25 protein-coding genes are annotated in these 25,809 nt (G+C 53.4%); 8 read left to right on the top strand and 17 right to left on the bottom strand.

Translation table 11 applies throughout. The features are described 5' to 3' along the window. Positions 1-106 precede the first annotated feature (106 nt). The 7 genes from B5E67_RS00495 to B5E67_RS00465 form a co-directional block, all read right to left on the bottom strand. On the bottom strand, positions 107-532 hold the full coding sequence (locus tag B5E67_RS00495) for a nuclear transport factor 2 family protein (RefSeq protein WP_087381704.1): 426 nt from the start codon (positions 530-532) through the stop codon (positions 107-109). A 42-nt stretch (positions 533-574) separates the two neighbouring features. After that, on the bottom strand, positions 575-1,816 hold the full coding sequence (locus B5E67_RS00490) for a DUF4129 domain-containing protein (RefSeq protein WP_087381701.1): 1,242 nt from the start codon (positions 1,814-1,816) through the stop codon (positions 575-577). Continuing rightward, positions 1,813-2,919: a DUF58 domain-containing protein gene (locus tag B5E67_RS00485; protein WP_087381698.1), complete on the bottom strand. Its 1,107-nt coding sequence runs from the start codon at positions 2,917-2,919 to the stop codon at positions 1,813-1,815. Before B5E67_RS00485 ends, B5E67_RS00490 begins: the two co-directional genes overlap by 4 nt. Next, positions 2,916-3,860 (bottom strand): MoxR family ATPase, encoded by a 945-nt coding sequence (locus B5E67_RS00480; RefSeq protein WP_242956689.1) that lies wholly within the window; start codon positions 3,858-3,860, stop codon positions 2,916-2,918. Before B5E67_RS00480 ends, B5E67_RS00485 begins: the two co-directional genes overlap by 4 nt. A 143-nt stretch (positions 3,861-4,003) precedes the next feature. Next, a complete protein-coding gene (locus B5E67_RS00475; RefSeq protein ID WP_087381693.1) occupies positions 4,004-4,768 on the bottom strand; it encodes a tetratricopeptide repeat protein in 765 nt (254 codons plus the stop codon). Beyond that, positions 4,769-5,245 (bottom strand): sel1 repeat family protein, encoded by a 477-nt coding sequence (locus B5E67_RS00470; RefSeq protein ID WP_087381690.1) that lies wholly within the window; start codon positions 5,243-5,245, stop codon positions 4,769-4,771. A 14-nt stretch (positions 5,246-5,259) separates the two neighbouring features. Next, the gene (locus B5E67_RS00465; RefSeq protein ID WP_087381686.1) at positions 5,260-6,879 is read right to left on the bottom strand and encodes a hypothetical protein; all 1,620 of its coding nucleotides are present in this window, start codon (positions 6,877-6,879) and stop codon (positions 5,260-5,262) included. Between the two features lie 551 nt (positions 6,880-7,430). Here B5E67_RS00465 and B5E67_RS00460 point away from each other — a divergent pair. Genes B5E67_RS00460 through B5E67_RS00445 form a run of 4 tightly spaced genes read left to right on the top strand, consistent with a single transcriptional unit; the run spans position 7,431 to position 10,100 of the window. Continuing rightward, complete coding sequence (locus B5E67_RS00460; protein WP_087381683.1) at positions 7,431-8,333, top strand: YafY family protein; 903 nt, start codon at positions 7,431-7,433, stop codon at positions 8,331-8,333. Between the two features lie 3 nt (positions 8,334-8,336). After that, entirely contained in the window at positions 8,337-8,981 is a 645-nt protein-coding gene (locus B5E67_RS16060) for an MmcQ/YjbR family DNA-binding protein (protein WP_087381678.1), read from the top strand. Continuing rightward, positions 8,971-9,609 carry a GyrI-like domain-containing protein gene (locus B5E67_RS00450; RefSeq protein ID WP_087381675.1) on the top strand — a complete coding sequence of 213 codons (639 nt, stop codon included), beginning with the start codon at positions 8,971-8,973 and terminating at the stop codon, positions 9,607-9,609. Before B5E67_RS16060 ends, B5E67_RS00450 begins: the two co-directional genes overlap by 11 nt. Next, positions 9,606-10,100 carry a GNAT family N-acetyltransferase gene (locus B5E67_RS00445; protein WP_087381671.1) on the top strand — a complete coding sequence of 165 codons (495 nt, stop codon included), beginning with the start codon at positions 9,606-9,608 and terminating at the stop codon, positions 10,098-10,100. Before B5E67_RS00450 ends, B5E67_RS00445 begins: the two co-directional genes overlap by 4 nt. Positions 10,101-10,165: 65 nt before the next feature. Here the strand turns inward: B5E67_RS00445 and B5E67_RS00440 are convergent, their stop codons facing one another. Both B5E67_RS00440 and B5E67_RS00435 read right to left on the bottom strand, forming a co-directional pair. Next, complete coding sequence (locus B5E67_RS00440) at positions 10,166-10,723, bottom strand: flavin reductase (RefSeq protein ID WP_087381668.1); 558 nt, start codon at positions 10,721-10,723, stop codon at positions 10,166-10,168. A gap of 39 nt (positions 10,724-10,762) precedes the next feature. After that, positions 10,763-11,608 carry an aldo/keto reductase gene (locus tag B5E67_RS00435; RefSeq protein WP_087381666.1) on the bottom strand — a complete coding sequence of 282 codons (846 nt, stop codon included), beginning with the start codon at positions 11,606-11,608 and terminating at the stop codon, positions 10,763-10,765. Between the two features lie 865 nt (positions 11,609-12,473). Between B5E67_RS00435 and B5E67_RS00430 the strand changes: the two genes are divergently transcribed. From B5E67_RS00430 to B5E67_RS00420, 3 genes are all read left to right on the top strand, one after another. Continuing rightward, entirely contained in the window at positions 12,474-13,370 is an 897-nt protein-coding gene (locus B5E67_RS00430; protein ID WP_087381663.1) for a LysR family transcriptional regulator, read from the top strand. A 373-nt stretch (positions 13,371-13,743) separates the two neighbouring features. Continuing rightward, positions 13,744-14,595, top strand: coding sequence for an aldo/keto reductase (locus tag B5E67_RS00425; RefSeq protein WP_087381660.1), 852 nt, complete (start codon positions 13,744-13,746; stop codon positions 14,593-14,595). Positions 14,596-14,633: 38 nt separating this feature from the next. Beyond that, on the top strand, positions 14,634-15,806 hold the full coding sequence (locus B5E67_RS00420) for an iron-containing alcohol dehydrogenase (protein WP_087381657.1): 1,173 nt from the start codon (positions 14,634-14,636) through the stop codon (positions 15,804-15,806). A 453-nt stretch (positions 15,807-16,259) separates the two neighbouring features. On the opposite strand, the gene B5E67_RS00415 is transcribed toward B5E67_RS00420, so the two are convergent. The 8 genes from B5E67_RS00415 to B5E67_RS00385 are packed head-to-tail and all read right to left on the bottom strand — an operon-like array spanning position 16,260 to position 24,747. After that, positions 16,260-16,985, bottom strand: coding sequence for a SprT family zinc-dependent metalloprotease (locus B5E67_RS00415; protein WP_087381653.1), 726 nt, complete (start codon positions 16,983-16,985; stop codon positions 16,260-16,262). Positions 16,986-16,990: 5 nt separating this feature from the next. After that, positions 16,991-20,080, bottom strand: a complete 3,090-nt coding sequence (locus B5E67_RS00410; protein ID WP_242956688.1) for a type I restriction endonuclease subunit R — start codon at positions 20,078-20,080, stop codon at positions 16,991-16,993. Positions 20,081-20,123: 43 nt separating this feature from the next. Then, complete coding sequence (locus tag B5E67_RS15355; protein WP_143405361.1) at positions 20,124-20,336, bottom strand: hypothetical protein; 213 nt, start codon at positions 20,334-20,336, stop codon at positions 20,124-20,126. Beyond that, the gene (locus tag B5E67_RS00405; protein ID WP_087381650.1) at positions 20,333-21,583 is read right to left on the bottom strand and encodes a restriction endonuclease subunit S; all 1,251 of its coding nucleotides are present in this window, start codon (positions 21,581-21,583) and stop codon (positions 20,333-20,335) included. Before B5E67_RS00405 ends, B5E67_RS15355 begins: the two co-directional genes overlap by 4 nt. Next, the gene (locus tag B5E67_RS00400) at positions 21,580-22,254 is read right to left on the bottom strand and encodes a DUF4145 domain-containing protein (RefSeq protein ID WP_242956687.1); all 675 of its coding nucleotides are present in this window, start codon (positions 22,252-22,254) and stop codon (positions 21,580-21,582) included. Before B5E67_RS00400 ends, B5E67_RS00405 begins: the two co-directional genes overlap by 4 nt. Before the next feature lie 15 nt (positions 22,255-22,269). Beyond that, positions 22,270-22,632 carry a hypothetical protein gene (locus tag B5E67_RS00395; protein WP_087381648.1) on the bottom strand — a complete coding sequence of 121 codons (363 nt, stop codon included), beginning with the start codon at positions 22,630-22,632 and terminating at the stop codon, positions 22,270-22,272. Beyond that, positions 22,632-24,161, bottom strand: a complete 1,530-nt coding sequence (locus tag B5E67_RS00390; RefSeq protein WP_087381645.1) for a type I restriction-modification system subunit M — start codon at positions 24,159-24,161, stop codon at positions 22,632-22,634. The genes B5E67_RS00395 and B5E67_RS00390 overlap by 1 nt, the downstream gene beginning before the upstream one ends. 1 nt (position 24,162) lies before the next feature. Next, complete coding sequence (locus B5E67_RS00385; RefSeq protein WP_087381642.1) at positions 24,163-24,747, bottom strand: restriction endonuclease subunit S; 585 nt, start codon at positions 24,745-24,747, stop codon at positions 24,163-24,165. Between the two features lie 679 nt (positions 24,748-25,426). Between B5E67_RS00385 and B5E67_RS00375 the strand changes: the two genes are divergently transcribed. Beyond that, a complete protein-coding gene (locus tag B5E67_RS00375) occupies positions 25,427-25,669 on the top strand; it encodes a helix-turn-helix transcriptional regulator (RefSeq protein ID WP_087323883.1) in 243 nt (80 codons plus the stop codon). Positions 25,670-25,809 lie beyond the last annotated feature (140 nt).

Genomic DNA, 25,809 nt, shown 5'->3' with positions numbered 1-25,809 from the left:
CCCCTTTCCAAAAAGAAATCCGCCGTTCTCCGCCCAAGGGCAAAGAATCAGCGGATTGTTTTGCGGGATTGCTTTCAGAAATCGGCTGCGGCCTCATACAAGCACGTCAAAACCACCGGGCTGTTTCATCCCGGAAGTGCGGCGCGGGCCCGTTCTGGTAGGGATCATAGGTATCGCAGTTGCACCCGAACTCCTTCAAAGACTGAATCTGACCGGCGGCGTTCCACACCACCAGAGTGACGCCGTCAAAGGCTTCCACCCGCCCGTCCTGCATCTGGTTCCGGAAATACCACTCCACCACCGTCTGGCCGTCTTTGTGGAAGAACTGTCGGATCTCCCATTCCAGCACCGTGCCCCGGGTGTTCCATTCCTGAAACCAATGCAGAATCGCTTCGCAGCCATGATACTGCGGCCCCCAGCTCTCGGTGTAGACTGCGTCCGGGGCAAACAGTTCCCGGATGCCCAGGTCCTGCTGCCGCAGCCACATCGCAAACCAAAGGCGGATCTTTTCTTCACGCTTTGCTGTGTCCATATTGGGGTCTCCTGTTTTGTGATCGATTGAAACAGTTCTCTTTCAAACGGAGCTGTCTTCGCCGTCGGATTCATCCGGCTTTTCCAGCATCTTTTCGAGGCGTTCTGCCGCCGAGGCATCCTGGAGCGTGGCACATTCTCCATAGCGGGCTTTGAGATAGAGTTGGCGCAGCTGCTGTTCGGCATCCGGGCGCAGGAACGGCGTTCGGCCCAAGCGTTCCAAACTGGTTTCCGACGGGCGCCGGGCAACGCCATGGCGGGCCTGCTGCTCCAAATACCGGCTGTAGGCGCGGCGGACCCGGGCATTGGGACTGAGAAAAAAGGAGGGCCATCTCCGGCGTGTTCTGCGGGAAACCTGCTGGGTTTCGACCTCGCCCGCCCCGACCAGAGGGGCTTTGCTCTTTTGGACCAAACGGCGGAACAGCAGGATACAGCCGATTCCCAGCAGGACCAGGCCCGCAACCGTCAGCAGCCATGTGCCGTCCAGCAGCGACTCCCCCGACAGGTTTAAATCACTGCTGTGAAGGGCGCTGTCCGCGGCGCTTCCCAGCGCAGCCGGGTCCTGATTTCCGCTTCTGGCTGCAATCCAGTACAAAAGTGCTGTGATGGCCGGCAGAAGCAGATGTTCTGCCGCCCACGCCGCGATGGAAAGCGGGACCGTCAGAACCGGAACCACCAGTCCAAAATACACTGCACCCACAGCGGTTTGTATGGCGCTCATGACTGCAGAACGGCTGAGCAGAAAGCTCAACGCGCCCACACCCAGCAGCAGGCCAGCATTTCCCAGCAGATAGTCCGGGCTTCGATACACGGCAGGCGCTTGCCGCAGCACCCGCATCAGAAAGATCTGCAGGGAAACGGCCCAGATAGCCAGAGGCAGCGAAACCTCCAGCATCACCCTGCCATTCCAGGCCAGACCAAGGAGGAGGGCAAAGACAGGGTAAGCCTTGCAGAACATGAGAAAAACATCCGCCTGCCGGTCCGCCGAAAGGAGGTATTCACCCCGCCAGACAAGATATAAGGGATAGAAAACCGCAGGCAGATAGGCTGCCCGGTCCACCCAATCCGGCACCAGCAGCACTCCCAGCAGGGCAACCACCATACAGCCTGTCCGCAGGATGGGACGGCTCAAGAAGCAGGCGGATATTCCATAGCAGACAGCCGGCAAGAGCAGAAGCAGCGGCGCAGGCTGACCGCCGAGGCAGGCCGCAAAGAAGGAGGCAAAGGAGCCATAGGTCAGCAGGTCGGCCATCATCCGCAATCCATAGAGAAATACCGTGATCATTCTGCATCCTCCTTTCCAGCTGTCTGTTCCGGCCTGAGGATCAAAAGGCTGCGGCCTGGCGCCAGGCGCAGGCAGGGCCGCACTGTTTCTTCCGGCTCGGTGGTGATCACGATACAGCTGTCCTGGCTGCCGGAGCCGAAATATTCCGCGCAGAACCGCTCACAGGATTCCGCAGGCTGGCCCATGGCCCGGCCCAGAATTTCCAGGGCCCGGCGGAAATGTTCCGGCCCGTAGCCGCAGCCGGTTTCCAGAGGCTTGTTCCACTGGCTGCCTGCCACAAGAGCCCCGCTGACAAGGACATCAAAGGTGGAATTGACCGCCATCCGGTAGATGATCGCCTTTTCCTCCAGGGTCCGGCAGACCGTCCGCGCCATGGAATAGCATTCCTCCACCATGGGCATTTGATCTTCCGACGGGGCGTCGGCGTGCACCAGCACCGTCACCCGCGGCTCGGTGGTGGAGTCGTATTGTTTGCTGATGAGTCCCATGCCGCGGGCGCTCTGCTTCCAGGAAATGGCACGCATAGGGTCCTGGCTGACATAGGGGCGGTATCCTGCCGTCAGGATGGGGTCCTGATACAAAAACCGGTTGACTGACAGCTCTCCCAAAAAGCCGCCCAGCGTCTCATCCAGCGCCTGGGAATCCCCTTCCCGGGGCGGAACAATCAGTTCCTGTAAGCCGGTCACCCGGCGGCTGATTTCGGTCATGCCCAGAAAGTCCCCGCTGCTCAGGTACAGAGGCTCCAGCAGGTAGCGGCCCCGCCGGGAGAGCTGTACCTCTACCTGGAAGGAAACTTCCTGATGCGGTTTGAGCCAGGTGACATACCGGACGGTATGTCCGCTGCTCAAAAGGTCTTTTTGGATGAAATCGCCGTTGACGCCTTCAAATTCGGGGCCCAGATGGAGCTTTACCGCAGCCAAAGGCCGCGGCCAGCCCTTTTGGTTGCGCAGAGTCAGGCACAAGCGGGCGGGCTGCCCCGGTTCGGCCAGCAGATCCTCCGGCATCATGGAGGCTTTCAGGTCGTCCAGAGCATGGTTTCTGGCATAGGTTTGGAGAGCCAGCGCCAGCACCACCAGGAGCAGCACGAACACCAGGAACGTCACAGTTTTTCCAGCGGCACCGGGATACTCTGCAGCAGCTGCTGCATCCGGTGGGCCGCCGCCTCCGTGTTCATTCCGCCGCCCAGGGTCAGGCGGTGGCACAGCACCGCCGGCGCCAGTTCTTTGACGTCCTCCGGAATGACATACTCCCTGCCCCGCACTGCCGCCAGCGCCTGGGACGCCTTATACAAAGCCATGGCGCCCCGGGTGGAAACGCCGCCGGCAAAGCTGCTGCGGGTGCGGGTGGCTTCCACAATATCCATCAGGTAGTTTTTCACATCGTCGCTCACCTTCACCTCGCCGCAGGCCGACCGCACCCGGGCGGTCTGTTCCGGCGTCACCAGAGTTTCCAGGCTTTCCAGAATGGCCTGGGTCGAAGGCCGGGCAATGACTTCCAGTTCCTGTTCCCGCTGCATATAACCCAGGGACAGCCGCATGAAAAACCGGTCCATCTGGGCATCCGGCAGCGGAAAGGTGCCAAAGGATTCCTGGGGGTTCTGGGTGGCAAGCACCATAAAGGGCTCCTCCAGTTTGGTGGTAACGCCATCCACCGTGATCTGGCGTTCCTCCATGGCCTCCAACAGGGCCGACTGGGTTCGCGGCGTGGCGCGGTTCAGCTCATCCGCCAAGACAAAATGGCTGAACAGCGGCCCCGGCCGGAACTCAAACTCCCCGGTTTTCTGGTTATAAAAGTTGATGCCGGTCAGGTCCGAAGGGAGCAGATCGGGCGTGAACTGTACCCGTCTGCAGTCCCCGCCCACCGTCCGGGCAAAAGCCCGCAGCAGCATGGTCTTACCGGTGCCGGGCTTATCCTCCAGCAGCACATGGCCGGAGCACAGGAAACAGACCAGAATTTTCTCAATCACATCTTCCTTGCCCAAAATTACTTTGGAGCAGTTGGACAAAACCTTTTGAGCGTATTCCCTACACATCGACGTCTCCACAGACATCCTCCTTTTCCCTCCATAACAGACTCTCAAGATAACCCAAAACGCAAAGGGCTGCCCGATGATTCACCCGGCAGCCCTTTGTGTCTGTTATGATGCGGCGGGCCGGGCCTTTTTACTGTTTCTTTGTACCGCTTATCTCAGCGCACCACCCACTTGCCAAAGAGGGTCTTGCGGTAGCGCAGCAGCTCCTCTTTCGCGTCGGCGCGGTCGCCGGCCTTCTGCAGCAGGGCCACGCCCTTTTTGATGTCCGCCGGAACACCCAGGCCCCGGGCGTAGATATAGCCCAGCATATAATTGGCCTCTTTGTTTTCCCAGGTCATTTCTTCCAGATAGGTGCGGGCGCGGGCATAGTCCTGCGGGGCGCCCAGGCCATAGAAGCAGCACTTGCCCAGATAGAACACGCCCCAGCGGCTATCCTGATTGTAGGCCCAACTCAGCAGCTGGAAGGCCTTGGCATAGTCCTGGGGGACGCCTTTGCCGTTGAAGTACATTGCGCCCAGGCGGTTGTGGCTGCCGATGGAATACCCATCCAGGTTCAGTGTGGTCTCATAGCACTGGGCTGCCTTGGCGTAATCCTGGGGTACGGCCTCGCCCTCTTCATAGAGGCAGCCAATCTGGTACAGTGCCCGCATTTCGCCTCCGGCGACCGCCTCCTGATACCAGTGGAGGGCCTCCTGCTTCTGGCCGGCATCGTTCAGCTCGTTGCCCCAATAGAACTGGTGGATGGGGTGGCCCATTTCCGCGCCGATGCGATAGAGGCCCTTGGCCTTCTCGGGCTGCGGCGGGATCAGACCCTCCTCGCCTGCCTCATAGAAATGATGCAGGTTGTCGCCCGCGGCATAGACGCCGTTCTTATAGGCCTTGATGAACCAATCCTCGCACTTGGGGATGTTCTCGACCACTTAATCGCGGAAGGCACCCATGTCAGGGAAGGCGTCGGGACCCTTGTTTTCGATCCGGATGTAATCGCCCCAGAAATACACGTTGCCGATCACAAACTGGCAGAAGGGCTCGCCCCCTTTGGCCTTTTCCAGAACCACATTGAAAGCCTCCTGCAGGCTGGCAAAGGGCATCTTCTTTTCCATCGAGGGGGTCATATCTCCGGTGCGCAGGCAGATCAGCGCCGCCAGGGCGCTGCCCTCTTCCACGCCTTTGTGGTACAGCAGAGTGGCCTTTTCGTCATCCTCCGGGAAACCATGGCCCTGCCACACATACTGGGGACCGCACAGGCACCGGGCCAGAATGCAGCTGGCGTCGCCATCTCCGGCGGCGGAAGCCTGCTGCAGAAGCTCCAGGCCCTCCCAGCCTTTTCCCTGCCGCTCCTGATAGTAGATGTACTGGAGCGCCGTCTCCACTGCGTCACTGAAAAACTTGCCCATTTTTGATTCCTCCGTTACTGATTTTCTACTTCTTTGGTGATATCTTCCCACTGGCTCCAATCCGGCCGGAACTGCCCACGGGCAAAGTCCATCAGCCAGGCGGCCGCCTTCCGCGGGGTGGTCTTGATTTTGAACATGCGCAGCGTGTCCGGGTCTGCGCGGGTCACCAGAACGGTGCAGCGCCCGTCATCGGCATTCCCCGCCACCAGTCGCATCCAGAGCCACCCGCCGGGCAGGGTCAAATCCACCTGCTGGTAGCTGCCGTCCACCATGCCGTCTGCCGCCACCTGGACGTCCTCCAGAGTGAAGTTTTCGTGGTTCTGGCTGACGCCGCGGCGGGAGACCAGGGACAGTTTGGGCGGCCGGAGTTCCTGCGGGTTTTCCTGCTGCTCCATCCTCAGCTGAACCTGGGTCCAGCCTGTTGTATTCGGCATCTTTCCGCCCAGCCAGGCCGCAAGAACTTTTTCTGCTTCCTCCGGGCTCACCATGCCATGCAGGCCATTTTCCGGCTGGCTGCCCTGCTGCGCCGGGGCTTCCACCAACAGCATCCGGACTTTGCCTTCCAGCGCCGTACCCGCCGAGCACAAAAGCTCCATGTACGCGCCCTTCTCTCCCTGGATGGGGCGGGACGGCGTTAGGAAAAAGGTTTCTTCCGGGGACTGCAGGCACTCCTCCAGCGTCTGGGAAAGAATATCCATCGACAGCCGGGATGTGACCGTACCGTCCGCCCGGGTGAGGACCATATTCTGGGGCGGCTGCGATTCCGTGCGGGGCTGGCTGGCTTTCCGCCGGCCATCCCGCAGACGGAAGTCCTGCAGCACCTTTTCCCACTCCTCATCCTCCATGAAGTTGTACCTGTCGAACTCATTGTAGGGCAGGATCAGAGCGTCGGGCGCCCGCAGCTGGATGCAGTCCACCAGGGGCTGCAGTTCCCGGTAATCCTTCAATGTAGTGGACTGGACCTGATGCCGGTCATCCATAATCCACAGCTCTACAATTCGGCTGGTCTGGACGCGGCCGCCTGCATGGCGGTGCACAATCTCATCCCGCGGAAATACCGCCCGGATGCGGGGTATATAAGAAGCCTGCTCTCCCAAGACCCATTCCTTGCCCACAGCCACTTTGTCGAACCATTCGCCGTTTTCCTGGATATCCTTGTCCACCATGGCGAACATTTCCCGGGCGCTGGGCGCCTCCTCAGGGTAAGGCATCTGGGACCGGATGGACTGGGCCAGCGTGCTCTTCTCGGGGCAAAAGACATCCCGCAGGGATGTATAGCCCACATAAATGGCCAGAGCCAGCGAGCCAAGCCCCACCACCGCTCCACCGGCCATCATCGCATATTCTTCCCAGGTGCGCTCATCAGTCAGCAGGCCCGCGACAAACACAGCTCCGCCGCACAGAGCCACCAGGAGAAATACCAGCGACATCCACAGTTTGGAAATTTGCCTTCGGGTCTGCTGAACACAAAAGCCTTCCTCCGGCACATCGGGCCGGTGCTTTTTGTTCCACCGCATAATCAGGTAGATGAACGGAATGGCAAAAATCCTCAAAAGGATCACCAAAAGGACGTAGACCACCCAGTCCCAGGGCCATTTGAGGTAAAATTGCCTTTTCGATTCCTTCGATTCCATGATGACAGCTCCTTTTCATTTGCCATGGAAGCCTACAGCGTACAGGCCGGTTTCACCCGGCCTGTCCATCCACACCCATTTCTCTCTTTTATCCTCCCCTGTCCGTTCCACGTTCCGGCCATCTGTGACAATTGTTTAAACTTATTCGCCAAAACGCCATTCTTTTTTGTTAAGAATACCCTAAAATCATGTATTTTTCAAGGGCATTGCGGCAAACAGACGCTTTTCCTGCACAAAATAAAGTTGGCATGTCGGGCTGGCTGCTTTTTCTACCGGGCAGCCGGTCCGGATTTTGGGGTTCAGGTCTTCCATAAAAAGCGAAACATGACAGACAGCTGTCGCACCCCTGTGGTATAATAGCTGCAAAAGCAGCTATTTGACCTGGAGGTACGCGCGTTGCGCGGATTGGTTTTTGTCCGCTTTGGCGGACACGGTATAATAGCTGCAAAAGCAGCTATTTGACCTGGAGGTGCGCGCGTTGCGCGGATTGGTTTTTGTCCGCTTTGGCGGACACGGTATAACACAGAAAAATCGGAAAGGCGGCGCAGCCCATGAAAACAGAGCGTCTCATCGGCATCCTGTCCATCCTGCTCCAGCGGGAAAAGGTCACCGCGCCCGAGCTGGCGGAACAGTTCGAGGTGTCCCGCCGGACCATCCAGCGGGACATTGAATCCCTGTGCCAGGCCGGGATTCCCATCGCCACCGCTCAGGGCACCGGCGGCGGGATTTCGATTCTGGAGGGGTACCGGGTGGACCGAACTGTCCTCACCACCCCCGAGATGCAGGCCATTCTGGCGGGGCTGCAAAGTCTGGACAGCGTCAGCGGTACCCGCCGCTATGCCCAGCTGATGGAAAAACTTTCGGCCGGCGCCGGCGGGCGGGGTTCTCATATCCTGATTGACCTTTCCTCCTGGTACAAGACCAGCCTGGCCCCCAAAATCGAATCCATTCAGTCCGCCATCCAGCAGCACCACACCCTGCGCTTTACTTATTTTTCGCCCAAGGGGGAATCGGTGCGGGTCATCGAGCCCTATGATCTGGTGTTTCAGTGGTCTGCCTGGTACGTCTGGGGATGGTGCCAGACTCGGGAGGACTTCCGTCTGTTCAAGCTCAACCGTATGACCGGGCTGACCGCTGGCCAGGCTTTTGTGCCCCGGGCGGCCCCTCTGCCGGACCTGACGCCGGACCGGGTTTTCCCCGCCAACTATCAGGTTACGGTCCTGTTTGATCCGGCCTGCCGCTGGAGGCTGGTGGAGGAATATGGAGCTGACAGCTTCACGGTGGAGCCGGACGGCCGGCTCCGGTTCCATCACAGTTTCCCCGATGCGGACAGCGTTCTCAGCTGGGTTTTGACCTTTGGGGAGGGCGCCGAGCTGACCGAACCGGCCCAGCTGAGGGACCGGCTAGGCCAGTTGACCCGGCGGCTGGCTCAGCGATACCAAAAGGAGGTTTGACCGATGCGTTATCTGTGGCTGGACGAATACCTTATGAACAAGCGGGGCGTCACCAAGGATTTTCAGCCGGTATGGAACTGGATTCGCTACCACATCGGCGGCAAAATGTTTGCGGCCCTCTGTCTGGACGACGCCGGCAAGCCCTATTACATCAACCTCAAGCTGGACCCTATGGAGTCGGAATTCCTCCGGGGGCAGTATCCGGACATCCTCCCCGGCTATTATTCCGACAAGCGATGCTGGGTTTCGGTGCGACCCGACGGCGCAGTGCCAGACTCTCTGCTGCGCAACATGCTGGACCAGTCCTATGGCCTGGTGCTGGCGGGACAAAGCAAAAAGGCCCGCCGGGCGGCGCTGGGTCTGACCGCCTGCGGGCTGGAATGTGCCGCCTGTCCCCTCCATTCCAAGGAATGCCCTGGCTGCAACCAGTGCAATGGACGTGTTTTTCACGCTCCCGCCGGGAAAGCCTGTCCCCTCTATGCATGTGCCGTCCACAAAAACCACCGCACCGGCTGCGGAGGCTGCCCGCATCTTCCCTGCGCTCTGTGGGAACAGGTGCGGGACCCGGCTTTGTCGGATGAAGCGTTCCGGGCCTCGGTATCCGCCCGGCTGGAAAATTGGAAAGGAGTGCCATCCAATGCCCTTTGATTACAAGAAAGAGTACAAGGAATTTTATCTGCCGCCCAAAACGCCCGGTATTGTCACGGTGCCCGCCATGAATTTCCTGGCAGTGCGGGGCCAGGGCGACCCCAACCAGGAAGACGGCGCCTACAAACAGGCTTTGGGGATGCTGTACGCCGTGGCCTTCACCATCAAAATGAGCAGGAAGGGCCAGCATCAGCTGGAGGGCTATTTCGACTATGTAGTGCCTCCTCTGGAGGGGCTCTGGTGGCAGGAAAACACCCGGGGCGTAGATTACACCCGCAAGCAGGATTTTCAGTGGATTTCCATGATCCGGCTGCCCGAGTTTGTGACCCGTGAGGCCTTTGACTGGGCCATCCGGGAGGCCACCGAAAAGAAGCAGCAGGATTTCTCCAAGGTGGAGTTTTTCTCCTGGGAGGAAGGTCTCTGTGTCCAGTGCATGCATATCGGCCCCTACGACGCCGAGCCCGCCACCGTGGCGGTCATGAACGAATATACCAGGGCCCAGGGCTATGAGGCGGACTTCGGGGAAGGCCGCTTTCACCACGAGATCTATCTCAGTGATGCCCGCCGGTGCAGCCCGGAGCGGCTGAAAACAGTGATACGGCAGCCGATCAGGAGGCTTGGGCTATGAAACATGGTTCCGTCCACATCCGCAGGATGCGCCCGGATGAAACAGGGCTGCTCCGGGAATTTCTCTATCAAGCTATTTATCTGCCAGCGGGTACAGAGCCGCCGCCCCGAACGGTGGTGGATTTACCGGAACTGCGGGTCTATATCGAGGACTTCGGCATACGGCCCGGCGATTTCTGCCTTGTGGCTGAGGTGGACGGCAAAGCGGCAGGGGTAGCCTGGAGCCATATTATGGAGGACTACGGCCATATCGACAACCATACCCCTTCCCTGGCCCTTTCCCTGCTCCCGGACTGCCGCGGGCAGGGCATCGGGACCCAGCTGCTGGACGGTCTGCTGGTCTTATTGCAAAAACAGGGATATCAACGAGTTTCCCTTTCGGTCCAGGCAGAAAATCCCGCCCTTCGTTTGTACCAAAGAGCGGGATTCAAAATGGTAGAGACGCGAGGGAATGAGTATCTGATGGTGCGGGACTTTACCCAGCCAACATAGCAGGAGGACACCAACATGGATATGGGCGGTCAGCTCCACCACAGCCCACACATCCAGCTGCCCCCTTACTTACATTTGCTGCCATCGCGGAATGCATTGCCCACACGTCCGCCCAGCACATGATAGCCGTTGTTTGCAGGCTCAAAGGCAATGGGTCGGAATTTCTCCATGTCCAGTTTCCCATCGCTGTCCAGTACCCTCTCGTCTACACTGACATTGACGATCTGGCCGATGATATTGCCGTCCTCATTTACCTTCAAAAACCTGCATTCCAGCGCCACCGGCAGTTCCTGAATCAGAGGGGCGTTGACATGCGCGCTCTTGATCGGGTGGAAATGGGCTTTTTCCATCTTGTGGGGTTCGCTGTTGCCCGACACCAGTCCGACGTAGTCGGCGGCTGTGACGTGTTCCGCATCGGCAAAGCTGACGGTGAAAGCTCCATTGGTCCGAATGTTCCGAGTGGTGCGGTGACCCTCACTGAGGCAGAGGACCACTTTGTCGGCATCGTACAGGCCGCCCCAGGCGGCGTTCATGGCGTCGGTTGTGCCGTCAGGATTCCATGTCCCAATGATGAGAACCGGCAGAGGATAAAACCAGGATTTTACGCCAAAATCTGTGCGCATAGCATGCTTCTCTCCCTTCTGAAATGTGACAAACTGGGCTCACTTCTGACCGTCCACGTCGGGCACGATCTCGGCGTAGCGGCGCAGCAGTTCGGGGGTGCTGGTATAGTAGCGCTTGCGCTGGTCCATGGCAGCGATGCGGCTCATCTCCTCGTCGGTGAGGGTGAAGTCGAACAAATCGAAATTGTCCCTGATATGGGCGAGGTTCCTGGAACCAGGAATGACAATGTTGCCGCTCTGAATCTGCCAGCGCAGGATGATCTGCGCATTGCTCTTGCCGTATTTCTGCGCCAACTCAGCAAAGACCTTCTCCTGGATCAGGGTCTTGTCCCCATGGCCCAGGGGATACCATGCCTGAATGACCATAGCTCCCTCATCCAGAAAAGCCTTCAGCTCCTTCTCCTGGTTGTAGGGATGAACCTCGGTCTGAAGGACCGCAGGCCGGACCTTGCACCGGGAGAGAATCTCCTCGATCTGGGTCCGATTGAAGTTGGACAGGCCGATGGCCCGGACTTTTCCCTCCTGGCAGGCCTTCTCCATCTGGCGGTAGCCGGCCAGATAGTTGCCGGCAGGCTGATGGATGAGCAGCAGGTCGATGCAGTCGGTGCCCAGCCGTTCGAGGGTCTTGTCCACTGCATCGGGCTGTTCGTAGAAGGAAGGCCAGAGCTTGGTCTCCAGGAAAATCTCCTCCCGGGGCAGGCCGCTCTCGCGGATGGCGCGGTCCACAGCTTTCTCGTTCAGATAGGCGTTGGCCGTGTCGATGAGACGGCAGCCATCTTCCAGAGCGCTGAGGACCGAAGTTTCGGCCTCGTCGGGGGTCAGCAGGAAGGTGCCAATGCCCGCCATGGGCATCTTGACGCCGTTATTTAAAGTTGCGTATTCCATAAAGAAAACCTCCTTAAATATTCATTGTACGGTCAGTTTCGTTCCACCGAACACCTCCGACATCTCCATGCCGTTCAGGAGTCAGGGTTTCCCCTGCCAGCCGCTCGCTGCTATGCGGGTCCGCCGGGGTACCGTACACCTCAGCCGTGTCAAAAAGGTGTAACCTAGATCATAAGCCTGCCGCAGCAGTGTGCCTGCGTCCTGTGCATCGGCGGGGGAAAAAACATACAGCCCCACCAACGACACCTGCAAGCTGCGGCCGGGTGTTCCTATCTGCATCGATATCTTCTCTTTCCGCTTGTCAATCGTTCCGGTGGCTGAACAGCCAGCTCATTACATCGGCATCGTGGGCGAAAGCTTGGCTGCCAGGCCCAGGGACAGGGTCAGGCTGAAGAAAATGGCAGTTAATCGCTTCATAGGGAAAACTCCTTTCATTTCTGCTTTACCCCGGCGGCGGATACAAGATCCTGCTGCCGGGTCTGTATACAGTATAAAAGGAATTCGATTTTAGCGGAAGTCTCCATTGGTTATGCAGTTGTAACGTTGGGGTTCACACCGAGGGGGCGTGCGCACCTTTTCATTTTATGAAAGAGACTTTCCTGACCGGTCGTTGTCTTTTAGCACCTTTGAAGATATCCTAAAGACAACGATGCAGATGACTTTTTTGCAGATCCGCCAAAACAAAGCAGTGCCCCTTCCTCACTTATACCGATGAAGCCGGCAAACGCTGAATTTCTGATTTTCCACGCACAAGGGTGTGCCCGGATGGGCACACCCCTGTTTTGCTTTTTGAGCGCTGAGCCTTGACAAAGCCTTTTTCCTGTCGATACAATAAAACCAGTGATTCAAAAGGACGGTGATCTGTGTGTATAACCCGCAGCTCGATACATTTTTGTGTGTGGCGGACGCCGGCAGCTTCAACAAAGCCGCCGAACGGCTGTACATCTCGCCGCCTGCGGTCATCAAACAGATCAACCTGCTGGAAGAGAGTCTGGGCCTGCAGCTCTTCGTGCGCACCCATCGGGGCCTGCAGCTTACCCCGGCGGGCCAGAGTCTCTACCAGGATGCGCGCTACATCATTCAGTACTGCAACGACTCCATCACGCGGGCCCGCAACGCCATGCAGGAGAGCGAGAAAGTAATCCGCATCGGCACCTCCCCCATGACGCCGGCCCAGTTCCTGGTGGATCTTTGGCCCCGGGTGCAGCAGTACCGCCCCGACCTCAAGTTCCAACTGGTTCCCTTCGACAACACGCCCCAAAACGCCCGGGAGATTTTATCCAACCTTGGCCAGAACATCGATGTGGTGGCCGGCATCTTTGACGATACCATGCTGGAGCTCCGCCACTGCGCCGGACTGGAACTTTCCCGGGAACCCATCTGCTGTGCTGTATCGACCTACCACCCGCTGGCCCAAAAAGACAGCCTGACGGTACAGGATCTCTACGGCGAAAAGCTGATGCTGATCCGGCGCGGGTGGAGCCATTATGTGGACCTTCTGCGGGATGACATCTGGAAAAACCATCCCCAAATCCAGATCGTGGACTTCGACTTTTACGACACCGGCGTCTTCAACGACTGCGAGAACCGGGGCTGTGTTCTGATGGCAGTAGAGAGCTGGCACTATGTCCATCCGCTGCTCAAAATCCTGCCGGTGGACTGGGGCTACACCATACCTTTCGGCCTGCTCCACGCCCCCGAACCCGCTCCCCTGGTGGCCGCCTTTCTGGAAACGGTCCAGAAAGCCGCGCCCAGAGCTTAAACCTTTCAGTAACAACAACATAACCAATCGAGACTTCTCCTGAAGTCTCGATTTTTTTATATGTAGGAAAAACCCCTGTCCTGTCCCTTTGGGGCGGGCCGGGGGCTCGTCTGTTGAAAACACCCCGAAAAATCTGCCGGGAACTGATAACCCAAAGGTATACGCTGCATAACCAATGGAGACTTCTGCTGGAACCCGCTTTCTTTTATACTGTATACAGACCGAGCCGCCGGGATCATCCCGCTGACGCGGTTAGTCCGGCTGTCGGCTATGCCCCTAACATCTGTACGGCCGAACGCGAAAACAGCCCCCGGAGACGGGAAAGCATTTTCAGGTTTGACCTATACCAGAATCAGAAAGGATGTGTTATTTTATGGAATATGTGACCCTCAACAACGGCGTCGGAATGCCCGTTCTGGGCTTCGGCACCTACCAGATCAAAGACCCGGCAGTCTGCGAGCAAGCGGTGCGGGACGCCATCGACGTGGGTTACCGCATGATTGACACAGCTGCATCCTATGGCAACGAGGAGGCCGTGGGCCGGGCGATCCAATCCTGCGGCGTGCCGCGGGACCGGCTGTTCATCACCACAAAGTTATGGATTTCGGACGCCAGCTACGAAGGGGCAATGCGCGGCTTTGAGGCCTCGATGCAGCGCCTGGGGCTGGACTACCTGGACCTGTATCTGATCCACCAGCCCCTGGGCGATTATTATGGCGCATGGCGGGCCATGACGGAGCTGTGCCGGGCCGGATGTATCCGGGCCATCGGTGTATGCAGTTTTTACCCCGACCGCCTGGCCGATCTGATTGCTTTCAACGAAATGCCCCCGGCTGTCAATCAGGTGGAGTGCAACGTTTTTTTCCAGCAGCAGGCGGCGCAGGATTACATAAAGTCCAAGGGGGTACAGATGCAGAGCTGGGCTCCCTTTGCCGAGGGACACAATGACCTGTTCCACAACGAGACTCTGGCCGCCATCGGCGCCAGGTACGGCAAGAGCGTGGCCCAGGTGGTGCTTCGCTGGCAGCTCCAGAGAGGGATTGTCTGCATTCCCAAGAGTGTCAAGAAGGAGCGGATGCAGCAAAACTTCGATGTTTTTGACTTTACCCTCTCCAAAGAGGACATGGCTGCCATCGCCGCCATGGACACCGGGGTCAGCTCCTTCTTTGACCACCGCGATCCTGCCGTTGTTGAGATGCTGGCAGGTTTGGTGCGCAAAGTCTGATCTGCGCTTCTGCGAAACTGTGAAACGGAGGCTTTTCCATGGAAAGTTTTGTCTATTCCTATCCAACCAAAGTTTACTTTGGCCAGGGAGCGGCGGCAGTTCATCTGCCCGGCATCCTGACAGAATATGGTCCCCATGTCCTGCTGGCCTACGGGGGCGGCTCCATCCAAAAGAATGGCATCTATGATGAGATCACGGGTCTGTTGCAAGCGGCAGGCAAGACTGTCACCGAGTTCACCGGGATCATGCCGAATCCCACCTGGGCCAAGGTGAAAGAGGGTGCACAGCTTGCCCGCACCTGCCATGCAGATCTGATTTTAGCGGTGGGCGGCGGAAGTGTCATCGACTGCTGCAAAATCATCGCAGCCCAGGCCGTCACCGATGTTGATTTGTGGGATCTGGAAATGGTCCAGCACAAAGCACCTGCTGTCAAACCCATCCCGCTGGGAGCAGTGGTCACTGCCTCAGGCACCGGGGCCAAGATGAACGGCGGCGCTGTCATCACCAACGAGGAGAGCAAAATCAAGGGCGGAATGTTTGCCTCCGCGCCCCAGTTTGCCGTTCTGGACCCGGCCTATACTCTATCTCTGCCGCGGATGCAGGTGCTGTCCGGCGCCTTTGATACCCTCAGCCACGCCATGGAGACCTACTTTGGCCATTCCGACCGGGACAACGTCTCGGACGAGGTGGCTTTGGCCGTTATGCGCAGCACAGTAGTGAATATGCGTGCACTGCTGCGCGACATAAACGATCTGACCGCCCGCAGCAACTTGATGTGGACCTCGGCCATGGCTGAAAACGGCATCCTCAAGGTGGGCCGCACCACCGACTTCGAATGTCACCAGATCGAACACCAGCTGGGAGCCTACACCGACTGCAACCATGGCCAGGGCCTTGCAGTCATTCATCCGGCGTATTACCGCCATATCTGCAAGGACGCCGCCCCAAAACTGGCCCGAATGGCCCAGGCCGTCTGGAACATTGACCCCGCAGACCGCAGTGAAGCCGACCTTGCCGCAGAAGCCGTGGATGCCCTCGCTGCGTTCATTGCGGAGTGCGGCCTGCCCACCAAGCTCTCCCAACTGCGCAGCAAGACGCCCATCACCTCGGCTCTGCTGCGCCAGGTGGCAGACAGCGTCAACCTTCTGACAGGCGGCCCCCGCATCCTTACCCATGATGAAGTATACGAGATTTTGACCGAGTGCCTATAAAACACAACAAATTAGAAGAGCTACCCGATCTACAGATCAGGTAGCTCTTTTTAGAATCAAATTCGTATCAAAATTGTAGCACCAAAACAGCTCCACAATAGAGATTCTCTCACAAATTCAGACGATTTTGCGTTTGAAAACGAATTTGTGTAATTACTCCATCTCGGCAAGCGGTTTCAGTCACTAAACTCATTTGTTTAAGTTTCGGTTATTGTCGGCTGGTTTTTCTGCCATTTTGATACCCTTTATAGCTTTCACAGAATTTCTAGTATCAAAGCAGTATCAGTAAAATAGGCCAGCTCATAACCTTATAAGGATTATATCATAGATTTGGTCGTTTTTCCAGAGAAATTATATTTGTAATATAATCCATAGAATGATGTTTCTTCGATACTCCAGACTTTTAATATCCCTAGTTTTGGTCGCTCGAACAAGTATATAATACTTTAAAAATCACAACCAAAATACTGCATTCTGGTCCAAAACCTTCTTTCGTTCTTTCCAGTCAGGCATCAGCATCGTCAAAAAGGCATAGAAATGCTTAGAATGATCTGGGTGAATGAAATGGCAAAACTCATGCATGACCACATATTCAATACAGTGACGTGGAGCTTCCAGCAGCCGTTTATTCAGGGTTATAATGCCCTTGCGAGGCAAGCAAGAGCCCCATCGTGTTTCCATGTTTCGGAGGCGTAATACTGGCACTGCAACTCCATACTTCTGAAATACCGGATATATTTCTGACATAACCTCTCCAAAGGTGGTATCGCATTGGCAATCCAAGAAGTGCGATACTATCCTTTTCTTTTTCTCAAAGTCTTGCGGATCTTTTATGCAGAGATTCAGATATACTCCATCCGAAGATATCGTATTATGAGAGGCCTGCTCGACCTTCAGGCGGACGCCTTTGCCTAGTATATAGAAAGTTTCTCCACTCACATATTGTTTTGGTTTGGGAGAGTACAACGCCATTTCGCCAAATTTTTTCTGTGCGGAGCAAATATACTGCCCTTTGCTTACCACGAACTCATCCACTTTATTTACAGGAACTTCCGGGTTGGCCGATACATACACCTTGCAATCTTTATGAATTCGGAGATTCAAGTTCTTTACCGGCTTTTGTTCCAGCTGGTAACTGATTTCGCTTCCTTCATAAAATACCGTTCTCTGCTGCGGCATATCGATTAAAACCTCCGAAGTGCTACTGTCTTAACATTTTCAATTATCTTGTCGATGGTTTCAAAGGAAAGTTTCAATCCTCGCTCCTTTTCATAGCGGTAGAACAAATCGTCAATATCCTGCGAGATTCGGTCATGGATTGTTTTATTATTGGTCCAGTCTACCTGGCTGTGATCTGCTACAATCTTTGTGATCTCTTCTGCGATTTCTGCCACAAAGTCAGAAGAAATTTCCACTTCCTGTTCTGAGTCAAAAACAGCCGATAGTACACCATAGAACGCCTGTGCATGGACGTTGTTTTTGATGGACTCTGGATAAGTCACCGTACTCTTTCCTGTATGGTAGTCTTCCATAATGGTACGCATCTTGGCCAAGTACTCTGCTTCAGAGATAACTTTTTCTTTGTATTGCTCCAGAGCTTTCTTGATCCGCTTGGAAAAGCTGTCATAGTAGGCCGGGTTCTCCTGGTATTTTTCGCTGATGCTCCGAGTCAATTTGCTGGAAATCGCATCCGCTTTTGCCCTTGCTGATCCCAGCTGTTCCAGCTCCCGTTCAAAATCATCTTTGTTCAGAATATCAATAGGACTTGTGATCTGTTTTAGCCCTGCCACAGACAAATGGGTGTCCAGCAGATTCTGCATTAACGGTTCATATTCCTGGTTGTCAATGGCATCACAGTAACGCACCTTTACGCTTCGGCGTACTTTGGAGAAAAAGACAAAGGTATCCTGATAGCGTTTCAATTCTTCTCGGGGAATAGCTGAATAAGCCTGTTCTGCATTCAGAACCACGTGCAGAGCTTTTCCCAACGCACAGAGGAAGTTATAGAAGTTCTCTCGCTTCTTATCATCCGCAAGAAAAGTTTCCACTTCCTCTGTATCGCGGGGTTTTTTCAATCCCGAGAACAATTCTGTCAAATGGGTATAGGCTTCCCGCAGTTCTCCCACCGATGCCATTACATCGACTACAACGCCTTTGAGATCTTCGCTGTCGAAATTTTCCAGGCCGGCACCGCTGTACATATCCATGGCAGTATCCAGTTTTTCAATCAGGCCGCGATAGTCCACAATCAGGCCATAGTCTTTGCCCTCATAAAGACGGTTGGTGCGGGCAATCGCCTGCAAAAGCCCATGTTCTTTCAGCTCCTTATCAATGTAAAGGATCTGGCAAATGGGAGCATCAAAACCTGTGAGCAACTTGCTGCACACAATCAGAATATCAATATCCCCTGCACAGAACTGGTTCTTCATAGCCTCCTCGTAGGTATCTGCGTCGCCGTAACGGTTCATCATCTTATTCCAATAAGAGATTACCTTATCGTCAGCGCCTTCATCTACGTCGTCCACGCTTTCGCGGAGGTCTGGGGGCGATATCACCACTGCACACGTCAGATCCCCAAACTGTTCAAAGCATTCCAGATATCGGATGGCATCCCGCTTGTAGTTTGTGGCCAGCATAGCCTTGAAGCCGGTATCCTTAAAGCCTTCGACAAAGTGCTCGTTGATATCCAGCGCAATCCGTTTGATGCGGGCATCGGTCGAAGTCAGGCGGCGGATACTGCTCCATTTTCGGGAAAGGTCATCCCGCTGCGCCTCAGTAAGGCGCTTGGTGGTCTGCTTAAACCAGAGGTCAATATTTTCCTCGTCCACGTTCTGCTCTACAAAACGGCCTTCGTAAATCAACGGCACAATCGCCCCATCCTCCACACCATCCTTGATGGTGTATTTGTGGATGAGCTTGCCGAACTTGGTCATGGTATTCTTCTCTTTTTTCATCAGAGGAGTGCCGGTAAAGCCGATATAGCAGGCATTGGGAAACACCGACCTCATCTTGGTGGCAAGCAAGCCGTAATTGGAGCGGTGGCTTTCGTCCACCAGGAGAAAGACATCCCGGGACAGATTCTTATGCTCTCTTTTTTCGGCCGTATTGAACTTATTGATGATGGTGGTTATCACATCGGCCTTACCGTTTTTGAGAAGGTCCACCAAATTCTGCCCGCTGGTAGCCCGGGCAGGGTTCAGCCGGGTATGGGCAAAGGTGGCGGCAATCTGCCGGTCCAACTCTTTGCGGTCTGTGACAACCACCACACGGGGGTTGCAGTCCGACAACTCCATCAGGATATACTTTGCCAGCATCACCATGGTCAGGCTCTTGCCGCTGCCCTGGGTATGCCAGATCACGCCGCTCTGCCGGTTGCCCTTTTCGTCGGGCTGCTGGATGGTCTTGATGATCTCCTTGATAGCAAAGTACTGCTGATACCGGCAGATTTTTTTCACGTTGGCATCAAAAAGCACAAAGTACCGAATCAATTCCATGACCCGTTCTTTGCTGAACAACGAAATTAAATTCCGGTCCTGCTCGGTGGGCACACGGTCCGACACATAACGCGCCAGTGCATCTTCCAGAAAAGCTGTGTCCTGCTCTTTCCACACATTCCAGAATTTTTTAGGGGTGGCGGTGGTGGCATACTTCACTGCATTCTTATTAGTGGCCATGACAATCTGAGCAAATTTATAGAGCTGCGGGATATACTCGCTTTGCTGGTTACGGATGTTCTGTTCCACTGCCTGGTCAACACTGATCTGTGGAGCCTTACACTCGATAACCGCAAAAGGGATACCATTGATGAACAGCACAATATCCGGGCGGGCATTATGGAGCTTGTCCCGGCTGTCCACCGCAAATTCATCGGTCACGTGAAACAGGTTATTCTCCGGGTGCTCCCAGTCAATATATTTCAGATTGAAACTGAGGGTTTTCCCCTCCCCCACGGTTTCCGGGTAGCTCTTGCCCAGCATCAACGCATCATAGATTTTTTCGCTGGTGCGCACCAGGCCATCGGTGAGAGGCACGTCCAGATCATCCATAGCCCGTTCAATATTGGCGGCGGAGAACTCATTTTCTGCCCCGGCAAAGCTATACCGATTGAGCCGCCGCAGCTGGCCGCGGAGGATATCTTTCAGCAACACATGATACCGACTGCCCCGCTGAGCCTCGCAATCTGCCGGAGAAATGTACGTATATCCCATGGACCGCAACAAATCAATGACCGGCTGCTGGCTGATGTTTTTCTCTAAATACAGGGATTTGTCCACGGCTTGCCTCCTTTAAAACGATTTGCCATGCATTCCCGTGCGCTTAAATTACACAATAAAAACAGCTGCAATCCGGATCTTTGACATTTCCTAAAGGGCAAACGTGCTGAGTAATTCTATACTCCTCACTCAGCTCCTCCAGTATTTCTACAACTTTTATTTCATTAATTGCGAGATTCTCCGCAATTTCATGTGATGTACATTCGGGAATTTTTTCAATATAATTATAAATCTTATCTTTCATATTTTCTTTCATGCTTTTACCCTCACAATTCCTGTCAGCAGCAGCTGCATCAGCGCTTTTTTCTTTTGTTTTTCCTGTTCGACAGCCTGCCGTAATAGATCAATTTCACGGTCAGACGTAGCAAAAATAGTTGCTATTGCATTTTGTTCATCAACAGGTGGATAAGGAATTCGTATCCGTCCAAAGTCCTCATAACTGATCTGTTTTCCATCCCGAATTCCGTAAACTGCAACATTTAGGCGGTTAATATAATCCGTACTCTTGAAAAAGTGCTTATAATACTCATCCGAAATATCTTTCTTCGGAGTCAAGACCGTATAGGCCGGACTGACGAGTCCCGTATAAGCGGAGTACTCAATACCGCCTTGGAATGAGCGTAGGCTAATGACAAAGTTACCTTGCTGCACTTTTTTATAATTCGCCAAAGAAGCAGGGTCATATTTTATATCAATATCCACTTCATCTCTTGGCACAATTCCCCTATCCTGTGTTGATGAAAGGACTCTTAAATCGCCGTTATGTTGTTTGTCTGAAATATTTGCGAAGATTTCTTTAGCTCTTGGGAAACTCCACTCATTGCTAAACCCAGGCAACCGCTTTTTGCCTGTCAAAAGCTGCTGCATGAGATACTTTTTCTGCTGCTGCTTTTCAGCCAGGAGCTTTTCTTTCAGTTCAATCACCTTATCCTGGGTGGTGAGGATGGCGGCGATTTTTTGTTGCTCGTCGTTAGGTGCCCACAGAATTCGGTAAGTTTTAATTATATCTGCATTTAAATTTTCTTGATTTCCTGTATTGCTTAGCTTCCTAATATCATTGTACGAACTTTGCAACTGATAAAACAAAAACATGATATTTTTTGTCTCTGTTAAAATCGCTGCGCATGCCTGATTTATCGTCGCATCAATTTCAAGTATAGCAACAGTACCTCTTGTTTTTCCTTGTCCATACATTGCCATCAGAAGAGTTCCCTTAGGATATACCCGAAGATTTGTTTCGGCAATAGCATTTTCTGTAATAGACTCCAACGTATGATGGACATGTCCGTTACTGAGTTCTCCCGTAGTAACCCATGCCATACTCCCATTCCAGTATGCTGGATTTTTTCGATTGGGCGTACTCCCAGATGAGACCTTTGCAACATCTTGAATCTGAATATAGTCCCATCTGCTTGGAATTAAAATCTGCTTCTTTTTTGTATACCCTTTCGGCACCTCGCCTCGCTGTATCTGCGCAATGCGCTGTTTGATTTCTGGTGTCATTTCCGCTGTTCCTCTTTGCTTTCGGCAATCCCTATAATTTCAGTTAACAAAGCTTCTTCATCATGACGTGCTATATACCATTTTTCCAGAAGCATTTCAATTAGCTTCAATAGCTTCTGAGCTTCATCTGGTTCAATGTCAATCATTAAATTGACATCTTTTTCCATATGAGCGCCAATGTTTCCAATTTGACGTAATCCATCAATTGCTTTCCACTGCATTGGTGTTACTTTATCTTTTAATCGTGTGATCTCCGCATTTAGATTTTTCTCTTTGATGCCCCAAAAATCATGTATCATTCCTTGCAAACAACGCCGCAGTAAAGTAGCTGCTGCTTTTGGACTGCGATCTAGGATTAAATTTGCTTCTTCATAATCCTTGCGAATTTGTTCCGGAATATAGTCCGGATACTGTTTGATGGTTACCTGAGGTAAAAGATCAATCTGTTTGTTTGTCTTAATATTTAAAGCTATGACACAAATTCTTTCGCAACCTTTATTTGCACATTGTAAACTGTGAATAATAAAAGAACACTCCTTATACTTTTCACTCATTGAATATTTGAAAGCAAATCCACAGCTTTCAAAATCGTGTCTTGGCATCGTAAATGCCTGTGCATGTCCGCAATATGGGCATATATAAGTTCCTTTTTCTAAATCCACGTTAATCATAAAGCAACCTCCTAGTCAGACAACCATCGATATTACGATACTTGCTATCGCAGCCAGCATCGAAATGATAGAAACAACCATCATCCACGCATTATATCGCCTACTTCTGCGCAAATCTTCTTTTGCCTCTATAGTGGATTGACACTGCGCATCGTATATTTCTTTTAACTTGTCATAGTTGTCAGAAAGTAATCGATTTTGTTTGTATAACAAATCAACCTGATTCTTTACAAGTTCCTTCTGCGCAATACTGGCATCTGCACCTTTTTCCAGTTTACTTTTGTACCTGGATTCTTCATTTTCTCTTTGCGCCTCATTCTTCGCATTTTCAAAGACGGCTCTTGCTGAATTTGCCGCCATTGATTCAGTCTGCCACATTACAAACCCAGCTCCTCCATATACTTTTTCATCTGAGCCTGCACCTGTGCCAGCTCGGCCTCGATGTTGGCAATGTTCTGTTGCACCTCGTCGATATCCACCAGCTGCTCCTCCTCAAAGGTATCCACATACCGAGGGATATTCAGGTTGAAATCGTTTTCCTTAATTTCATCGAAGGACGCCACATAGCTGTATTTGTCCTCATTCTGCCGGGCCTGGTAAGCCGCGACAATACGTGCGATATCGCTGTCCCGGAGAATGTTCTGGTTTTTGCCCTTTTCAAAGTTGCCATCTCCCGAGGCATCAATAAATAACACATCCCGCCGGGTGCGGTTCTTTTTGAATACCAGGATACAGGCCGGGATACCCGTACCATAGAACAGATTGGCCGGCAGCCCAATGACCGCATCCAGCAAGTTCATCTCAACCAGTTGGCGGCGGATTTTACCCTCACTGGCCCCACGGAACAGCACGCCATGGGGCAGCACCACAGCCATCCGGCCATTTTCTGCATCCAGACTGGAGAGCATGTGAAGAACAAAGGCGTAGTCGCCCTTGGAGGTGGGAGGAACGCCCCAGTCAAACCGGTGGTAGGGGTCCAGCTCGGCAGACATCTTCTTTTTGCCCTTGCTGTCTGCTTCGGCTTCAGAGAGGAAACCGCTATCCCATTTATCCAGACTAAACGGCGGATTTGCGACCACTACCTGGAATTTCATCAGCTGATCCTGCTCAAGGTTCTGGGGGTTGGAGAGGGTATCTCCCTGCCAGATCCGGGCGTCATCCACCCCATGCAGGAACATATTCATGGTGCAAAGCGCCCAGGTCTGGGCGTTCAGCTCCTGACCATAGATAGCCACCTTGCCGCTGGGCACCTTCTTATACGCTTTCAGCAGCAGGCCGCCGCTGCCGCAGGTAGGGTCATAGATCCGGTCGTTTTCCTTAGGCTGCACCAGAGAGGCAACCAGTTCCGAAACCTGACTGGGGGTAAAGAACTCGCCGCCTTTTTTGCCTGCATCCGAGGCAAACATGGCGATCATATATTCATAGGCATCGCCGATAATATCAGCGGACCCCAACTGACTCGGACGAAGGTCCAGACCGCCAAAGTCTTCCAGCAGATTGCGTAAGGTTGCGTTTTTCTCCTTGGGTTCACCAAAGTCCACCTGCGAATTGAAGTCGATCGCCCGGAAGACATTCCGCAGCTTACCGCTGTTATGCTCCTCAATGTGGTTGAGTGCTACATTGATCTTTTGTCCAATTTCTGCATCGTTTCGGTTTGCGTAGAGGTAGTCAAAGGTAGACTGCTCATCCATCGCAAAGCGCTCACGGCTCATGGCCCGCTCTACACGGCGCATGTCACCTTCGTACTGCTTAATATACTCTTCCTGCTTTTCCTTGCAGACGTCACTAAGGTATTTTACAAACAGCATCGAAAGGATATAGTCTTTATACCGGGAGCTGTCAATCTTGCCACGGAAACTATCGCAAGCTTTCCAAAGTACCTGTTCAATGTCTTTTCTGGTGGTCATATCATTTTCCTCTCTTTACTTTCTTGTAGGTCTGATCTAGGAATTTTGCATAATATCTTTCTTTTTCTTCGGCCAATTCTCTGAGGAGCCGTATTTCACGTCTGGATGTCAAATAGAGCTGCGCCAGTTTATGCTGTTCCTCGATTGGAAGCAGTGCCATCTCTATTTCGGCCAGAAATTTCGCATTGACAGCCCCCAGCATATTGCTGGTTGCATTTTCGTAAATATCACGCTTCACACTTTGGGTGTTCAACAGCCAAAAAAGATATTCTGGAAAAAGCTTTTCACTCTTTATTCGAATTACAACGAAATTGGAGGATATTACCATTCCCTTCGTTGTTTCATCAACTAGTACTGCTGTATAGGGGGCAGTCAGGCGCACGATAATGTCTCCTATTTGGGAGAGATACTCAGGTTTCAGCGGCTCCTTTGCCTGGTACACGTCGACTTCACTCAGATTAATCGATGCATCCGGCTGAATGGCCCGCAGGTTAATCGAACGATATGGATACCCTATCGGTTCCTTTGCCTGCTTTCTCGACAGCACAAGCCCACTGCGCACACTTGCAAGATCCTGTAGCTTCATCCCTTCACCTCAATCTGTCACGAGCTTAAAATAACTCATTTTCTTTCCGTCATACCCTTTCTGTGCTCTAGTATATACCAATTTGCCTATATAGTCAAGTTATTTTCTACACGTGACATTTCAAATCGCACAATTTCTCCCACTAACTCAGTTAAATGAACTTTACCTCTTTTACGCGCATACTCCATTAGTGATCTAGAATTGCTCCCTGGCTGCCAAGCGTAGGCAATCAGGTAATCTACGTGGTCTACGACGTATCTGTTTGCTGCCACAATAGCTGCCCTATAAGGTACTTTCTCCATCCCAGGAGGATAGAACAAGCTGTCAAAGCCTTCCGGCTTCTGGACAGGCTTCTTTGCTGGATGATAAGGAAGCAGCAGTGTCAGTTCCACTTCTGGGTGCAGGGTCTTCGACTCTTTCACTGCCCTAGCAGCAAGGCTGTCAAACCTGCCACAGTGCCCTACGATGAACTCCCCTACCCCGAGTTCTGTTATATGTCGCTCCACTTCAGCCGACAGTGCTGGCTAAATAGTATCCGGGGCATCTCTGTGACCAATGAAAAAGCAGGTCATACTGGTTGCACTCATATAATCACCCCTTTTGAGTTATTTTAACTCAAAAGGGTTAATCCTTGCAAGCTAAACCGGGTATCATCTTCTTAGAAGTGAGGTGGTGCCCCTTGTGTATCGGTGAAGCTGTTAAAGAGCGGATTCTGGAGTTGTGCCGGGAGAAAAATATTTCCATCAACAAGCTGAGCACTATGAGCGGTGTCACCCAATCCACCGTGAACAATATTGTCAGTGGCCGCAATCGAAGTGCCACCATTTCCACCATTAAAAAGCTCTGTGATGGCCTGGGAATTACCATCGAGCAGTTCTTTGATTCCGACCTGTTCCGGGATCTGGATCAGGAACTCCAGTAAAATAAAAAAGCCCGCCTGCACCCGCACATAAGCTGTACGGATACAGGCGGGTTTGCGTTTGTATAGAAAGATCATTTAATTGAAATGTAAATGTACGCTTCTGTAGTCTAGAAATACTGAATTCATCTATTTTCTCTCAT

Source organism: Faecalibacterium sp. An122 (assembly GCF_002160895.1).
Taxonomy (GTDB): domain Bacteria; phylum Bacillota; class Clostridia; order Oscillospirales; family Ruminococcaceae; genus Faecalibacterium.
This window is presented reverse-complemented; position numbering and strand designations above follow the sequence as displayed.

Coding starts and splice junctions, on each gene's coding strand:
- B5E67_RS00495 (WP_087381704.1), bottom strand. CDS start 532: ATGGACACAGCAAAGCGTGAAGAAAAGATCCGCCTTTGGTTTGCGATG.
- B5E67_RS00490 (WP_087381701.1), bottom strand. CDS start 1,816: ATGATCACGGTATTTCTCTATGGATTGCGGATGATGGCCGACCTGCTG.
- B5E67_RS00470 (WP_087381690.1), bottom strand. CDS start 5,245: ATGGGCAAGTTTTTCAGTGACGCAGTGGAGACGGCGCTCCAGTACATC.
- B5E67_RS00465 (WP_087381686.1), bottom strand. CDS start 6,879: ATGGAATCGAAGGAATCGAAAAGGCAATTTTACCTCAAATGGCCCTGG.
- B5E67_RS00460 (WP_087381683.1), top strand. CDS start 7,431: ATGAAAACAGAGCGTCTCATCGGCATCCTGTCCATCCTGCTCCAGCGG.
- B5E67_RS16060 (WP_087381678.1), top strand. CDS start 8,337: ATGCGTTATCTGTGGCTGGACGAATACCTTATGAACAAGCGGGGCGTC.
- B5E67_RS00450 (WP_087381675.1), top strand. CDS start 8,971: ATGCCCTTTGATTACAAGAAAGAGTACAAGGAATTTTATCTGCCGCCC.
- B5E67_RS00445 (WP_087381671.1), top strand. CDS start 9,606: ATGAAACATGGTTCCGTCCACATCCGCAGGATGCGCCCGGATGAAACA.
- B5E67_RS00440 (WP_087381668.1), bottom strand. CDS start 10,723: ATGCGCACAGATTTTGGCGTAAAATCCTGGTTTTATCCTCTGCCGGTT.
- B5E67_RS00435 (WP_087381666.1), bottom strand. CDS start 11,608: ATGGAATACGCAACTTTAAATAACGGCGTCAAGATGCCCATGGCGGGC.
- B5E67_RS00425 (WP_087381660.1), top strand. CDS start 13,744: ATGGAATATGTGACCCTCAACAACGGCGTCGGAATGCCCGTTCTGGGC.
- B5E67_RS00420 (WP_087381657.1), top strand. CDS start 14,634: ATGGAAAGTTTTGTCTATTCCTATCCAACCAAAGTTTACTTTGGCCAG.
- B5E67_RS00415 (WP_087381653.1), bottom strand. CDS start 16,985: ATGCCGCAGCAGAGAACGGTATTTTATGAAGGAAGCGAAATCAGTTAC.
- B5E67_RS15355 (WP_143405361.1), bottom strand. CDS start 20,336: ATGAAAGAAAATATGAAAGATAAGATTTATAATTATATTGAAAAAATT.
- B5E67_RS00405 (WP_087381650.1), bottom strand. CDS start 21,583: ATGACACCAGAAATCAAACAGCGCATTGCGCAGATACAGCGAGGCGAG.
- B5E67_RS00400 (WP_242956687.1), bottom strand. CDS start 22,254: ATGATTAACGTGGATTTAGAAAAAGGAACTTATATATGCCCATATTGC.
- B5E67_RS00395 (WP_087381648.1), bottom strand. CDS start 22,632: ATGTGGCAGACTGAATCAATGGCGGCAAATTCAGCAAGAGCCGTCTTT.
- B5E67_RS00390 (WP_087381645.1), bottom strand. CDS start 24,161: ATGACCACCAGAAAAGACATTGAACAGGTACTTTGGAAAGCTTGCGAT.
- B5E67_RS00385 (WP_087381642.1), bottom strand. CDS start 24,747: ATGAAGCTACAGGATCTTGCAAGTGTGCGCAGTGGGCTTGTGCTGTCG.